The sequence below is a fragment of the Massilia agri genome (assembly GCF_024753255.1).
In the GTDB taxonomy this organism is placed as follows: Bacteria; Pseudomonadota; Gammaproteobacteria; order Burkholderiales; family Burkholderiaceae_D; genus Telluria; species Telluria agri.
Window position 1 is genome coordinate 19,544 of sequence record NZ_JANUHA010000024.1, and the last position, 12,762, is coordinate 32,305.

Sequence of the window (12,762 nt, forward strand, 5' to 3'; positions counted from 1 at the left end):
AGATGCGTTCGCTGCACCATTGCCCGGCCCCGGCCAAGCTCAACCTTTTCCTGCACGTGACCGGCCGCCGCGCCGACGGCTACCACCTGCTGCAAAGTGTCTTTCAACTGATCGACCGCGCCGACACCCTGCATTTCGACCTGCGCGATGACGAGCAGATCGTGCGCACCAACGACGTGCCCGGCGTGCCGGAAGAGCAGGACCTGATCGTGCGCGCGCTGCGCCTGCTGCAGGCCGAGTACGCGCGCCGCCACGGAGGCCTGCCGCCGGGCATCGAGGTGAGGGTGGAGAAGATCCTGCCGATGGGCGGCGGACTGGGTGGCGGTTCCTCGGACGCGGCCACGGCCCTGATGGCGGCCAACCACCTGTGGCAGGCGGGGCTGGCGCAACAGGAGCTGATGATTCTTGCCCTGCCGCTGGGAGCCGACATTCCCTTCTTCCTGTTCGGCGAGACCGCGTTCGCGGAGGGGATTGGCGAAGCGCTGCAAGCCGTGCGCGGGCCGGATTGCTGGTACGTGGTGCTGGAGCCGGGCGTGTCGGTGCCGACCCCGGCCATTTTTTCGGCGCCCGATTTGACAAGGGATACTGAGCCGGTCATAATAGCGGACTTTTCCAGCAGCTACGCCGAATCAGGCAGTCGGATTGGCTTCGGGAAAAATGATTTGCAGGACGTGGCTGAACGCCTGTTCCCGCCGGTAAGAGAGGCGGTTGAATGGTTGGGCAGTTACGGCGACGCCAGGATGACTGGCTCGGGGGCATGTGTGTTTTGCGCCTTCTCCAGCGAACGCGATGCGGACCTGGTCCTGGCACGAGTGCCTGGCAAGTGGAAAGCATGGAAAGCGCATTCGCTTGGAAGCCACCCGATGAAATCGCTCTTGCAGAATCAAGCAGTTATGGAATAAAATTTTGCCTGTCGCGACGTTAGACGTTAAAATACGTAGAATGTAACGGCAAGCAGTTCAGTCGTGTAGGGGAATCGCCAAGTTGGTTAAGGCACCGGATTTTGATTCCGGCATTCCAAGGTTCGAATCCTTGTTCCCCTGCCAAAGTTTTCCCGGCTGTCGAGGCGTAATCCTCCAGCGGGATAAAACAGCGGTGCAGCGTTCGGCCTGCATCCATAAGCTAATCAGCCGGTTCTTCCGGCTGATTGTTTTTCCAGATTCAACAACGCATTTCTTGGGACTCCCTCCATGGCTTACGAAAACCTGATGGTTTTTACCGGCAACGCCAATCCGGCACTAGCAGAGGGGGTCGCTAAGAACCTCGGCATTCCACTCGGCAAAGCAGTCGTTTCGAAATTCTCGGACGGCGAAGTCATGGTCGAGATCAACGAGAACGTGCGCGGCAAGGACGTCTTCGTCCTGCAGTCGACCTGCGCACCGACCAATGACAACCTGATGGAAATCATGCTGATGGTCGACGCTCTCAAGCGCGCATCGGCAGGCCGCATCACCGCCGCGATTCCCTACTTCGGCTACGCCCGCCAGGACCGCCGCCCGCGTTCGGCGCGCGTCGCGATCTCGGCCAAGGTCGTCGCCAACATGCTGGAAGAAGCCGGCGTCGAGCGCGTCCTGATCATGGACCTGCACGCCGACCAGATCCAGGGCTTCTTCGACATCCCGGTCGACAACATCTACGCATCGCCGATCCTGCTGGGTGACCTGCAGAAGCGCAACTACGACGACCTGCTGGTCGTGTCGCCGGACGTCGGCGGCGTGGTGCGCGCCCGCGCGCTGGCCAAGCGCCTCGGCTGCGACCTGGCGATCATCGACAAGCGCCGCCCGAAGGCGAACGTGTCGGAAGTCATGAACATCATCGGTGAAGTCGAAGGCCGCAACTGCGTGATCATGGACGACATGGTCGACACCGCCGGCACCCTGTGCAAGGCAGCGGAAGTGCTGAAAGAGCGCGGCGCCAAGAAAGTCATCGCTTACTGCACGCACCCGGTCCTGTCGGGTCCTGCAATCGACCGCATCCAGAATTCGCCGCTCGACGAACTGGTCGTCACCGACACCATCCCGCTGAGCGAAGCCGGCGCCGCCTGCACCAAGATCCGCCAGCTGACCTGCGCACCGCTGCTGGCCGAGACCTTCAAGCGTATCGTCAAGGGCGACTCGGTCATCTCGCTGTTCGTCGATTAAGCAACACTGCACCGTTTTTCACGGCGCGCCTGGCTGACATGGCCGGCGCGCCGTTGTAACATCTTAGGTTTTCCACATTCTTGAGCGCGCAGTATGGCGCTTGTTTCGACTGCCCTGGTCGCGGGGCGGTCACCACTGGGTTACCGGGCCGGCATGCGTGCCGGCATTCGGACCCGTTTATTTTTGGAGTTTCACATGAAAGTAGTCGCATTCAACCGCACTCAGCAGGGGACCGGAGCGAGCCGCCGCCTGCGCAACGCTGGCCAGACCCCGGGCATCATCTACGGTGGCGCCGAAGCCCCGCAACTGATCGCTCTGGATGGCAACGCGCTGTTCCACGCGCTCAAGAAAGAAGCTTTCCACGGTTCGGTCCTGGACCTCGAAATCGAAGGCAAGACCCAGCAAGTCCTGCTGCGCGACTTCCAGATGCACGCATACAAGCAACTGGTCCTGCACGCTGACTTCCAGCGCGTCGACGCATCGAAGCCGATCCACACCAAGGTCACCCTGCACTTCGTCAACGCCGAGATCTCGCCAGCCGTCAAGCTGAGCAGCGCTGTCATCTCGCACGTCGCCAACGAACTGGAAGTGGCTTGCCTGCCGGGCAAACTGCCTGAGTTCATCGAAGTCGACCTGAGCAAGCTGGAAGCCGGCCAGTCGATCCACGTGAACGACCTGACCCTGCCGGAAGGCGTCACCGCGCTGACCCACGGTCAGAACCTGACCCTGGTCACCACCTCGATCCCGCGCGGTGTTGCATCGGCTGAAGCCGCTGCTGAGTAATATCTTCCTCGGCCGCTTCGGCGGCTAGCTGGAAACGAAACCCGCCGTGGCCCAGCCCGGCGGGTTTTTGTTTGGGTTTCGCCTGTGCGCCGTCGGTCGCCCGGATTCGTAGGGTGGTCGGCTCGACCAGCAGCCCAGTCAAGCCGCGCCGCGTGCGCCGACCGCGCGTTCAGCCAGCGGAAGAACAGCCGCGCAGGCTGCCCTACCGTGATTTGAACGCGCGGTCGGCCTCCACGGTGCGGCAAAATCCGTTTCACGGTAGAGCCGACCACCCTACGCGGCGCCGATTTTCAGCGATAATCCTGTTTTTCCCAGAATCAAAGTAGACAGCGCATGTCCATCCGTCTGATCGTCGGCCTCGGCAACCCGGGTCCGGAATACGAACAAACCCGCCACAACGCCGGCTTCTGGCTGGTCGACAACCTGGCCAACTCGCTGCCGGGCTGCCGCCTGCAGCGCGAATCGCGCTTCAATGCCATGGTGGCGAAGACCCGGATCGCGGGCAACGAAGTCTGGCTGCTGGAACCGCTGACCTATATGAACCGTTCCGGCCAGTCGGTCGGCGCGCTGGCGCGCTTCTACAAGATCAACCCGGACGAAGTGCTGGTCGTGCACGACGAGCTCGACATGCTGCCGGGCGTCGCCAAGATGAAGAAGGGCGGCTCCTCGGGCGGGCACAACGGCCTGAAGGACATTACGTCGGCCTTGGGCACCCAGGACTACTGGCGCCTGCGCCTGGGGATAGGCCACCCGCGCAGCCTCAACCTGCAGCAGGCCGTGGCCGATTTCGTGCTGCACCGCCCGCGCCGCGAAGAGCAGACCCTGATCGAGGAATCGATCGACAAGGCCCTGCGCATCATTCCGCTCGCTTGCGAAGGCAAAATGGATGTGGCGATGATGCAGTTGCATACGGCCTGAGCAGCAGGCCAATCCCTTGGTGGTCGCAAGCTAGCGTGCCTGCACCACCACCTGCCCGCGCAGGTCGCGCATCATGCGCGTCAATGCCGGCCGCATCTGGCGGTAGTCCTCCGGCGTGCAGGTGGCGGCCGTGTGCCTGAACTGCAGGCGCCGCTTCACCACCACCGCATCGCCTTGCCGCGCATACTGCGCGCGGTAATAGAACCTTCCATCGTCGACGAGCACAGGCTTGGGCAGCGCCAGCACGCGGGTGCGCGGCGGCAGTGCGTAGCGCAGCTCGTCCTCGGCGTCGATGGCGGGGCAGACGAAGTCCTGGCGCCGCTCCGGTTCGCGCCCGAGCTCGAACACGGCGTCGCCCAATCCACCCCAGAAGTTGTAGGTCGTGGCCAAGGCGACCGGCCCCGGCAGCTGTACGAAGCCATCGCTCGCGCCCGAGAACGCCACCGTGAAGTCGTCGCCCTTTGCTTCGGTGTCGCCCGCTTCGAACCGGCCGTCGCCGGTTTGCCCGAGCCCTGCGAGCATGCGCCGCACCAGCCCCGCACGCGCCGACTGCGGTGTTGAGCGCATGGCGTCACGATAGGGTTCGGCGCTGGCGCCGCCGCTGGTGCGCGCGACACGGAAGCGGCTGCTACCGTCACGCCTGATATTGAAGCGCGTCGTGGTGCGGCTGGGCGCAGGCTGGAAGACGGGCGTCATGGCGAATTCGCCGCTGGCGGCGAGCAGCACGGGTTTGCCGAGCAGGTTAGGGGGCAGGAAGCCGCCGGCGACCGCGCCGGCGGTCGGGTCGAGGTAGAGCTGCAGCCCCGGCACATACACGATGACGTGGTTGAGCACGCCCAGGGTCGGCACCGAGGGCAGCTGGTAGGCATTGTCGCCATTGACCAACGCAGGCCCGGCCTCGATGCCGCTCGCCGCCAGCAGGGCTTGCAGCAGCACGGCGTGGTCCTTGCAGTCGCCGTAGCGGCTCGCCAGCACCGATGACGCAGCGTGCGGCACGACGCCACCCGGGCCGAGATAGACCGCGACGTAGCGGATATCGCGCCGGACCCAATCCGACAGCGCGAGCGCCCGCGCATGCGGGTCGTCTAAGCCGCGGGTGATGTCGGCCGCCAGCCGGATAAGCGCGGCATCCGGCCTGGCTGCCATCGCGGCGCGCTCCTGATACGCGCGGGCGAAAGCGGCGTAGTCGGGAAAGGTCGATACGGCCAGCCGCCTGCCGTAGTCGAGATAGCTCACCGAACCGTGCTCGATGCGCTCGTTGTCGCCACCCGCGTGACGCCAGCCGTAGCGGCGCCGGCCGGGCGGGCTGTCGAGGCTCAGGGGAGCGAAGCCGGCGACGTCCGCATGCAGGGGGATCGATGCCGGCAGATCGTAGATCAGGCGGAAGTCGCCGTAGGGGATGGGCCGGGCCACGGTGAAATCCTCGAAATGGCCGGGGAAGAGCGGTGTGTGGCGCCATACCGTGTAGCGCAGGGTGAGGGTGTCGCCCACGGCAACGTCGGGGAAGATGACCGCTTTCACGCGCGTGTCCTGGAACATCGGGGCGTCGCTGGATGCGGCTTCCTGCTGCTCGCGAATACCGGCGGGGCCGACCGGGATGCGGCGGCCATCCGCCTTCGTGGTCCAGGCCTCGATGGACCTGACCGTGTCGAGCGAAGCGTTGAAACCGATGAACTGCTCGGCCTGACGTTCGATGGCGCTGGCGCTGGCGATCGTTTTCACCAGCTCGACCTCGAGCAAATAGGCGCCGTCGGCGTCGACCGTGAAGTGCTGGACGTGGCGATCGACCACCACCGAGCGATCGGTGCCGCTGTCGCTTGCCACGGCCTGGCCGAAGGCAAACAGCAGAAGCAAAACAAGGGCTAACCGGAACGGCATAGTCGACTCCGCATGGGCGAGCGACCCATGTTACGCAGCACCCTTGCGCCGCCCTTGAGTCAGCGCAAGCGCGCTCTTCCTGCGATAATTTTGTCCATGAAGGCACTCACTTTCCACGCCGGGCCGCTGGCCCTGGCCCAGATCCGCACGCAGGGCTTGCGCGCCCAGGACATTGCCATCGTGCCGGCCGCGGCCGGCGGCCCCAAAGGGCTGATCTTCCAGGCGCTCGACCAGTGGATGTTCGGCGAGTGGCTGCCGTCCAGTCCGCGCGAGCGCGTCCTGATCGGCTCCTCGATCGGCGCCTGGCGCATGGCCGCCGCCTGCCAGCGCGACCCGGTCAAGGCCTTCGCCCGACTCGGCGAGCTGTACGCGGGCCAGCGCTACACCAGCAAGAAGCCGACCCAGCACGACATCGACAAGGTGGTGCAAGGCCTGCTCGGTGAATTCGTGCGCGGCCATGAAGAGGACATCGTCAGCCATCCGCACCACCGCCTGCACCTGCTCGCGGTGCGCGGCAAGGGACGCCTCGCGGCGCCCGGGCATCCGCGCGCCGAACTGCGCGGTTTTGCCGCGGCGGCGCTGAGCAATGCCTGCTCGCGCACCTGGCTCGGCCGCCTGATGGAGCGCGTCGTGATCGGTGACACGCGCGCACAGGCGCCCTGGCTGCGCGAGCGCTTCGACGCTTTCACTACCCACTTTTCCTCGCTCACGCGCACGAACCTTGCAGCCAGCCTGCTGGCATCGGGGACGCTGCCTTTGATCATGAAACCGGTGACGGGGATTGATGACCTGCCGCCGGGGAGCTACTGGGACGGCGGCATCATCGACTACCACCTGGCCTTGCCTTATGCGCGCGCGGCCGGCGAATCGAAGAGCGACCTGGTGCTGTACCCGCACTTCACCCAGCACATCGTGCCGGGCTGGCTCGACAAGAGTTTCCCGTGGCGCCGCGCGGCGCGTGCGCACCGGGAATGGCTGGACAATGTGCTGATCGTGGCGCCATCCGAGGAATTCCTGCGCACCCTGCCGCGCAAGAAGCTGCCGGATCGCGCAGACTTCGCCTTCTACGGACTCGACCACGACGAGCGCATCCGCAACTGGCAACGCGCCATGGGGGAAGGGCAACGCTTGCGCGACGAGCTGGCGGAGTTCGTGGCGAAGCCCGACCTGTCGCTGCTCAAGCCGATCTGAATCGCCCGTTCAGGGAGCGCACTCCTTGAACTCGGTATCGAACCAGCCGCTTGCAGCGCAGCGCCCGGCCAGCAGGGCCTGGATGCGGGCCGCGCGCTGCGCCAGCGCTTCCGGATCGCGCACCGGGTGATACTGGTTCGGCGCCTTGATCATCGCCACCAGCGTCACGAATTCCGCTTCGCTCGTTTCCTCGAGCGGCTTGCCGAGGTAGCTGCGGGCCGCCGGCGCAAGGCCGCTCACCTGCTGCCCGGCGTGCGTCCCCATGTAGACCGTCGCCACGTAGCGCGCCAGCTGATCGTGCTTGGGCATCCGGGAATCCAGTACCAGGGTCATCACGTCGCGCCCCAGGTCGATGCGCTTGCAGCAGTCGAACACGCTTCGATAGAAACGCTGGACGGCGCCGTTCATACCCTCGAGCCCGCCGCTACCTATGAAAACATCGCGCGCCAGCGCGGACGAGATCGTGGCCATGCCCTGGCCCGGCGCGATGCTCAGGCCCGCATGCTCGAAGAAAGTCGGGTCTTCCACGCGCAGCAGGATGGCGGTTTGCCGGGCGGAGAGGGGGACGGTATCAGCCACGGGCCTGGTCGCGAGCGCTTCATCGAACACGGTCCAGGCCCAGGCGCCCGCCAGCGCCAGGTAGGCCAATATCAATGTCGTCACCAGCAGGAGCACCCTGCGCCAGCGCATCACGGGCGCACCTGCGGGTAGGGCGGGCAGCCCTCGATCTCGTGCAGGAAGTCGCAGTCCAGGTAGCCCGGGATCTTGCCGAACTCGCCCAGCACCCGGGCGCGGAATTCTTCGTGCTCGTGCCAGCGTTCGACAGGCACGCCGAAATAATTCACGGGACACACCGACATGCGCAGGCCGGGCCAGTGGCGCTGCAGGGTCATCAGGTAGCGCCGCGTCGAACAGACCTTGCCGATGACGAGCACGCTGCGAATCGATTCCAGGCTCACGTGCTCGGCAACTGCGGCCCGGCCGAGGATGACGTTTTCCCCAGTATTGGTTGCTGCGGTTTCCAGGATCAGGCTTGATGCGGGCATGCCGAGCTCAACTAAACGATCGCCGATGAGTTCAGCCTCGGACCGGGCCTGGCCGCCCGTCTTCCCACCGGAGACCAGCAGGCGCTGAAACATGCCTTCCCGCCACAGCGCATACGCCGCCTCGCAGAATTCCGGCACCCCATGGCGCGTCCCGAACAGGAAGCCGAGATCGGACGGCTGCGGCGGGAAAGAAGGCATCATGTAGTCGCCGATGTGCTGGAAGGCTTCGTTGGGCATGGCTGGGGCAGAAAGCTGAGGATGGGCGATCTTAGCAATAAATGCCGGCGAGAAAGTAACGAATACTTGCACTTTGGTATTTCGCTACCCAAGCCGGGCAGGCCTGATGATCGTACTGCAACGCCGTGCCCGCGTTGCGCCGGTTTTTTCGGCAACCGGGGGCGTCCGCGGTTACAATGTGGGGTTTTGGAGCCGGGCTTCCTTCCGCTCCGCATCTATACGAGAGAAAGAGTCCCCATGAGCCTCAAATGCGGCATCGTCGGCCTGCCGAACGTCGGCAAGTCCACCCTGTTCAACGCACTGACCAAGGCCGGCATCCCGGCCGAGAACTATCCGTTCTGCACCATCGAGCCGAACGTGGGCGTGGTCGAGGTGCCCGATCCGCGCATGCAGCAGCTGGCTGAAATCGTCAAGCCCGAGCGCATCGTGCCGGCGATCGTCGAGTTCGTCGACATCGCAGGTCTGGTGGCCGGCGCGTCGAAAGGCGAGGGCCTGGGCAATCAGTTCCTGTCCCACATCCGCGAGACCGACGCCATCGTCAACGTGGTGCGTTGCTTCGAAGACGACAACGTCGTGCACGTCTCCGGCAAGGTCAGCCCGATCGACGACATCGAAGTGATCCAGACCGAGCTGGCGCTGGCCGACCTGGGCGCCGTCGAGAAGGCGATCCACCGCGAGAACAAGAAAGCGCGTTCGGGCGACAAGGATGCCGCCAAGCTGGTGGCGATGTGCGAGCGCATGCTGCCGCACCTGAACGAAGGCCAGCCGGTGCGCACCATGGGACTGGACGCCGAAGAGATGGCCCTGATCCGCGAACTGCACCTGATCACGGCAAAGCCGGCGATGTACGTGGCCAATGTGTCCGATACCGGCTTCACCAACAACCCGCTGCTCGACAAGCTGACCGAATTCGCCAAGAAGCAGAACGCCCCGATCGTGGCGATTTCCGCCGCCATCGAATCGGAAATCGCCGAGATGGACGACGCCGACAAGAAGGACTTCCTGGCCGACATGGGCATGGAAGAGCCGGGCCTGGACCGCCTGATCCGCGCCGCCTACTCGCTGCTCGGCCTGCAGACCTACTTCACCGCCGGCGTGAAGGAAGTGCGCGCCTGGACCGTCAAGGTCGGCGCCACCGCACCGCAGGCGGCCGGCGTGATCCACACGGACTTCGAACGCGGCTTCATCCGCGCGCAGACCATCTCCTTCGACGACTACATCGCCTACAAGGGCGAAGCGGGCGCCAAGGAAGCGGGCAAGATGCGTGCGGAAGGCAAGGAGTACATCGTCAAGGATGGCGATGTGCTGAACTTCCTGTTCAACGTCTGATCGCTTCGGACTCCCCGACAAGCCCCGCCACTGAGCGGGGCTTTTCATTTCGTCCCATATCGACGCCGCTTCGTCCCACAATCGTTTCACGATCCCGCCCGTCATGGTCCACTACGTCGACTGAGTCCTTCCCTGACAACCGACGAGTGAACACCATGAGAAAAAGCCTGATCACGGCCGCCTTCCTGCTGGCGGCAAACAATGCGCTGGCCCAGGATGCGATCAACTGCACTTCCTGCGCCGAGTGGAACAAGCCGGTCGCGCCCTTCAACATCTACGGTAACGCGTATTACGTCGGCACCGAAGGATTGTCCTCCGTGCTGGTAACCAGCCCGCAAGGCCACGTCCTGCTCGACGGCGCGCTGCCGCAGTCTGCGCCGCTGATCCAGAAGAACATCGAGGCGCTCGGCTTCAAGATGAAGGACGTGAAACTGATCCTGAATTCGCACGCCCACTTCGACCATGCCGGCGGCATCGCCGCCCTGCAGAAGGCGAGCGGCGCCACGGTCGCCCACACCGCCCACGGCGCCCAGGTGCTGCGCGACGGCACGCCGGGGCCGGACGATCCGCAGTACGACCCGAAGGAACGCGCCTACATCCCGAAGGTGGCACAGGTGAAGGAAGTAAAGGACGGCGAAACCCTGTCGGTCGGCCCGCTGCGTTTCACCGCCCACACCACGCCCGGCCACACGCCCGGCGGCATCACCTGGACCTGGCAATCCTGCGAAGGGGGTAAGTGCCTGGATATGGTCTATGCCGACAGCCTGACCATGATCTCCACTGACGGCTTCTACTACACCGGCGGCCCCGGCTACCCGGACCGTTCGGCCAGCGCCAAGGCCAGCATCGCCAAGGTCGCCGCCCTGAAATGCGACATCGTGATCGCAGCCCATCCGTCGGCCACCGATGCCTTCGGCAAGGCAGCCGCCAAGACCGCGCAATCGAACCCCTTCATCGACCCCGAAGGCTGCCGCAAGCTGGCCGCGGGCGCCGCGCAGAAGTTCGAGGAGCGCCTGCAGCGCGAGCGCGACGAGAAGGCGAAGGCGACCGGGCGCTGACACAGCACCGCAATCCCTGCCATACTGTCGGCCTTCGCATTCCGGATCCGACAGCATGGCCACCGTTACCGAACTCGTCATTTACCCGATCAAGTCCTGCGCCGGCGTTTCCGTGCCCGAGGCGCAGTTCGGCATCTCCGGCCTGCAGGCCAATGGCGTGCACGACCGCGAATGGATGCTCGTCACCCGCGAAGGCCTGTTCCTGACCCAGCGCGAGTACCCGCGCATGGCGCTGGTCACACCGCGGATCGATGGTGACGCCGTCGAGGTGGCGGCCCCCGGCATGCCGCCGCTGCGCCTGCCGCTGGCGCACGACCCCGCAGCAAGCAACTTGACCGTGCAGATCTGGGACCACAGCGTGATTGCTGCCGACTGCGGCGACGCCGCCGCAGCCTGGTTCTCCGACGCAGTTCAAGGCCCATGCCGCCTGGTGCGTTTCCGCCCGGACGTGCACCGTCCTACCAGCACCAAGTGGACCGGCGGCGCCCCCGCCGAGACCCGCTTCGCCGACGGCTACCCCATCCTGGTGATCGGCCAGGCTTCCTTGGATGACCTGAACGCCAGACTGAAGAACGCCGGCCGCGACCCGCTGCCGATGAACCGCTTCCGCCCGAACCTGGTGGTCGATGGTCTCGAAGCGTTCGAGGAAGACTACGTCGAATCGTTCTCGGCCGGCGGCCTGGCGCTGTGCCCGGTCAAACCCTGCGCGCGCTGCCCGATCCCCGCGATCGACCAGGCCACCGGCATTCCCGGCCCGGACCCGCTCGACATCCTGCAGACCTACCGCGGCAACGCGCGCATGGAAGGCGCCGTCTGCATGGGCATGAACGCCATCGTCAGCGAAGGCGACGGCGCTACCTTGCGCGTCGGCCAGGAGCTGGAAGTTTCCTTGGCTTTTTGACCACGAGTGGCCAGGCCCATGCGCGACGCATGGCTGCCACAGTGTCGCGAAATCGCCCCTTGGAGGGCATTTTTCGTTTTCAAGCATCGGCAATTGGCGTAATGTTACGGTTATTGCTGAAAGGAATTTTCAATGCACGAGCCGGATGCGCACACGCGAGAACTGATGTTGGAGAACGAGACCCTGCGTTCCCGCATGGCGTACCTGCTCGAACAGGCCGAGCGCAACCATTCCATCATGACCCGGCACCAGGCTTTCGACCTGAAAATCGTGGGCGCGAGCACCTTCCAGGAGCTGGTGACGACGATTTTCCAGACCCTGCCGGTCATTTCCGAGCTCGACATCGTGACCCTGTCGCTGGTCGACCCGGAAGCGGACATCTACACCGTCATGCACAAGCTGGGCGTCGACTATGAAGAGCTGCCCCACCTGAGCTTTTGCGAACACGCAAGCGAGCTGGGCTTCCCGCACATCGAGGGCCGACGTCCGCGCCCGGTGCTGGGGCCGTATGCGCCGTCGCGACACAAGGCGATGTTCCCGCATCCGCCCGAGGGCCTGCAGAGCGTGGCCCTGGTGCCGCTGCTGCGCAATACCCGCCTGATCGGCAGCCTGAACCTGGGCAGCTCGGACCCGAACCGTTTTACGCCGGCCCTCGGCACCGACTTCATCGAGCACATGGGCTCGATCATCGCGATCTGCCTCGAGAACGTGATCAGCAACGAGATGCTGAAGTTCATCGGCCTGACCGATTCGCTCACCGGTGTCTACAACCGCCGCTACATCGACCGCCGCCTGGTGGAAGAGATCGCGCGGGCGCGCCGCCAGGATTACCGCATCTCGGTCATGTACATCGACATCGACCACTTCAAGCAGGTCAACGACACGGTCGGCCACCAGGCCGGCGACGAGGTGCTGCGCGAGGTGGCCCAGCGCATCAAGGCCGAGCTGCGCATCTCGGATGCGCTGGCGCGCTTCGGCGGCGAGGAATTCGTGGTGCTGCTGATCGACGCGGACCTGGAAAGCGCGAGCGCGGTGGCAGACCGGATACGCGCGAGTGTCGAGGCGCAGCCGGTCGATGTGGCTGCTGGCGAGCACGTGTCGGTGACGGTGTCGATCGGCGTGGCGACGCTGGACGATTTCGAGCGCGATCATGCGATCGAGGGTGTGGCGCAGGAGCTGGTGGCGCAGGCGGATACGGCCTTGTATCGGGCAAAATCGACCGGCAGGAACAGGGTGGTTTCGCTTTCGTAGGGTGGGCGGTCCCCCGCCCACGCGTTCAA

Annotated in this window: 12 protein-coding genes and 1 tRNA gene; 10 read left to right on the top strand and 3 right to left on the bottom strand. The window is 64.9% G+C overall.

From position 1 onward, the window contains the following. Positions 1-2 precede the first annotated feature (2 nt). The 5 genes from ispE (at position 3) to pth (ending at position 3,842) form a co-directional block, all read left to right on the top strand. The gene (ispE, locus tag NX780_RS22765) at positions 3-902 is read left to right on the top strand and encodes a 4-(cytidine 5'-diphospho)-2-C-methyl-D-erythritol kinase (RefSeq protein ID WP_258830177.1); all 900 of its coding nucleotides are present in this window, start codon (positions 3-5) and stop codon (positions 900-902) included. A gap of 67 nt (positions 903-969) precedes the next feature. Continuing rightward, positions 970-1,046, top strand: a tRNA-Gln gene (locus tag NX780_RS22770). Between the two features lie 144 nt (positions 1,047-1,190). Further along, the gene (locus tag NX780_RS22775; protein ID WP_258830178.1) at positions 1,191-2,141 is read left to right on the top strand and encodes a ribose-phosphate pyrophosphokinase; all 951 of its coding nucleotides are present in this window, start codon (positions 1,191-1,193) and stop codon (positions 2,139-2,141) included. Positions 2,142-2,336: 195 nt separating this feature from the next. Next, on the top strand, positions 2,337-2,924 hold the full coding sequence (locus tag NX780_RS22780) for a 50S ribosomal protein L25/general stress protein Ctc (protein WP_258830179.1): 588 nt from the start codon (positions 2,337-2,339) through the stop codon (positions 2,922-2,924). A 333-nt stretch (positions 2,925-3,257) separates the two neighbouring features. After that, a complete protein-coding gene (gene pth, locus NX780_RS22785) occupies positions 3,258-3,842 on the top strand; it encodes an aminoacyl-tRNA hydrolase (RefSeq protein WP_258830180.1) in 585 nt (194 codons plus the stop codon). Positions 3,843-3,872: 30 nt separating this feature from the next. Here the strand turns inward: pth and NX780_RS22790 are convergent, their stop codons facing one another. After that, positions 3,873-5,696 carry a DUF3857 domain-containing transglutaminase family protein gene (locus NX780_RS22790; RefSeq protein WP_258830181.1) on the bottom strand — a complete coding sequence of 608 codons (1,824 nt, stop codon included), beginning with the start codon at positions 5,694-5,696 and terminating at the stop codon, positions 3,873-3,875. A gap of 120 nt (positions 5,697-5,816) precedes the next feature. Here NX780_RS22790 and NX780_RS22795 point away from each other — a divergent pair, with 120 nt between their 5' ends. Continuing rightward, positions 5,817-6,911, top strand: coding sequence for a patatin-like phospholipase family protein (locus tag NX780_RS22795; protein WP_258830182.1), 1,095 nt, complete (start codon positions 5,817-5,819; stop codon positions 6,909-6,911). 9 nt (positions 6,912-6,920) lie between these two features. Here NX780_RS22795 and NX780_RS22800 read toward each other — a convergent pair whose 3' ends face one another. Then, positions 6,921-7,601 (bottom strand): transglycosylase domain-containing protein, encoded by a 681-nt coding sequence (locus tag NX780_RS22800; RefSeq protein WP_258830224.1) that lies wholly within the window; start codon positions 7,599-7,601, stop codon positions 6,921-6,923. After that, positions 7,601-8,194, bottom strand: coding sequence for a YdcF family protein (locus NX780_RS22805; RefSeq protein ID WP_258830183.1), 594 nt, complete (start codon positions 8,192-8,194; stop codon positions 7,601-7,603). Before NX780_RS22805 ends, NX780_RS22800 begins: the two co-directional genes overlap by 1 nt. Positions 8,195-8,431: 237 nt before the next feature. Between NX780_RS22805 and ychF the strand changes: the two genes are divergently transcribed. From ychF to NX780_RS22825, 4 genes are all read left to right on the top strand, one after another. Further along, a complete protein-coding gene (ychF, locus tag NX780_RS22810; RefSeq protein WP_258830184.1) occupies positions 8,432-9,523 on the top strand; it encodes a redox-regulated ATPase YchF in 1,092 nt (363 codons plus the stop codon). Between the two features lie 155 nt (positions 9,524-9,678). Continuing rightward, entirely contained in the window at positions 9,679-10,581 is a 903-nt protein-coding gene (bla, locus tag NX780_RS22815; RefSeq protein ID WP_258830185.1) for a subclass B3 metallo-beta-lactamase, read from the top strand. Positions 10,582-10,636: 55 nt separating this feature from the next. After that, positions 10,637-11,482 (top strand): MOSC domain-containing protein, encoded by an 846-nt coding sequence (locus NX780_RS22820; protein WP_258830186.1) that lies wholly within the window; start codon positions 10,637-10,639, stop codon positions 11,480-11,482. Positions 11,483-11,614: 132 nt separating this feature from the next. Next, entirely contained in the window at positions 11,615-12,733 is a 1,119-nt protein-coding gene (locus NX780_RS22825) for a GGDEF domain-containing protein (protein ID WP_258830187.1), read from the top strand. The last annotated feature ends 29 nt before the right edge of the window (positions 12,734-12,762 follow it).

Bases quoted from the DNA above. Each gene is read 5' to 3' on its own strand.
- ispE (WP_258830177.1), top strand. From the start codon at position 3: ATGCGTTCGCTGCACCATTGCCCGGCCCCGGCCAAGCTCAACCTTTTC.
- NX780_RS22775 (WP_258830178.1), top strand. From the start codon at position 1,191: ATGGCTTACGAAAACCTGATGGTTTTTACCGGCAACGCCAATCCGGCA.
- NX780_RS22780 (WP_258830179.1), top strand. From the start codon at position 2,337: ATGAAAGTAGTCGCATTCAACCGCACTCAGCAGGGGACCGGAGCGAGC.
- pth (WP_258830180.1), top strand. From the start codon at position 3,258: ATGTCCATCCGTCTGATCGTCGGCCTCGGCAACCCGGGTCCGGAATAC.
- NX780_RS22795 (WP_258830182.1), top strand. From the start codon at position 5,817: ATGAAGGCACTCACTTTCCACGCCGGGCCGCTGGCCCTGGCCCAGATC.
- NX780_RS22800 (WP_258830224.1), bottom strand. From the start codon at position 7,601: ATGCGCTGGCGCAGGGTGCTCCTGCTGGTGACGACATTGATATTGGCC.
- NX780_RS22805 (WP_258830183.1), bottom strand. From the start codon at position 8,194: ATGCCCAACGAAGCCTTCCAGCACATCGGCGACTACATGATGCCTTCT.
- ychF (WP_258830184.1), top strand. From the start codon at position 8,432: ATGAGCCTCAAATGCGGCATCGTCGGCCTGCCGAACGTCGGCAAGTCC.
- bla (WP_258830185.1), top strand. From the start codon at position 9,679: ATGAGAAAAAGCCTGATCACGGCCGCCTTCCTGCTGGCGGCAAACAAT.
- NX780_RS22820 (WP_258830186.1), top strand. From the start codon at position 10,637: ATGGCCACCGTTACCGAACTCGTCATTTACCCGATCAAGTCCTGCGCC.
- NX780_RS22825 (WP_258830187.1), top strand. From the start codon at position 11,615: ATGCACGAGCCGGATGCGCACACGCGAGAACTGATGTTGGAGAACGAG.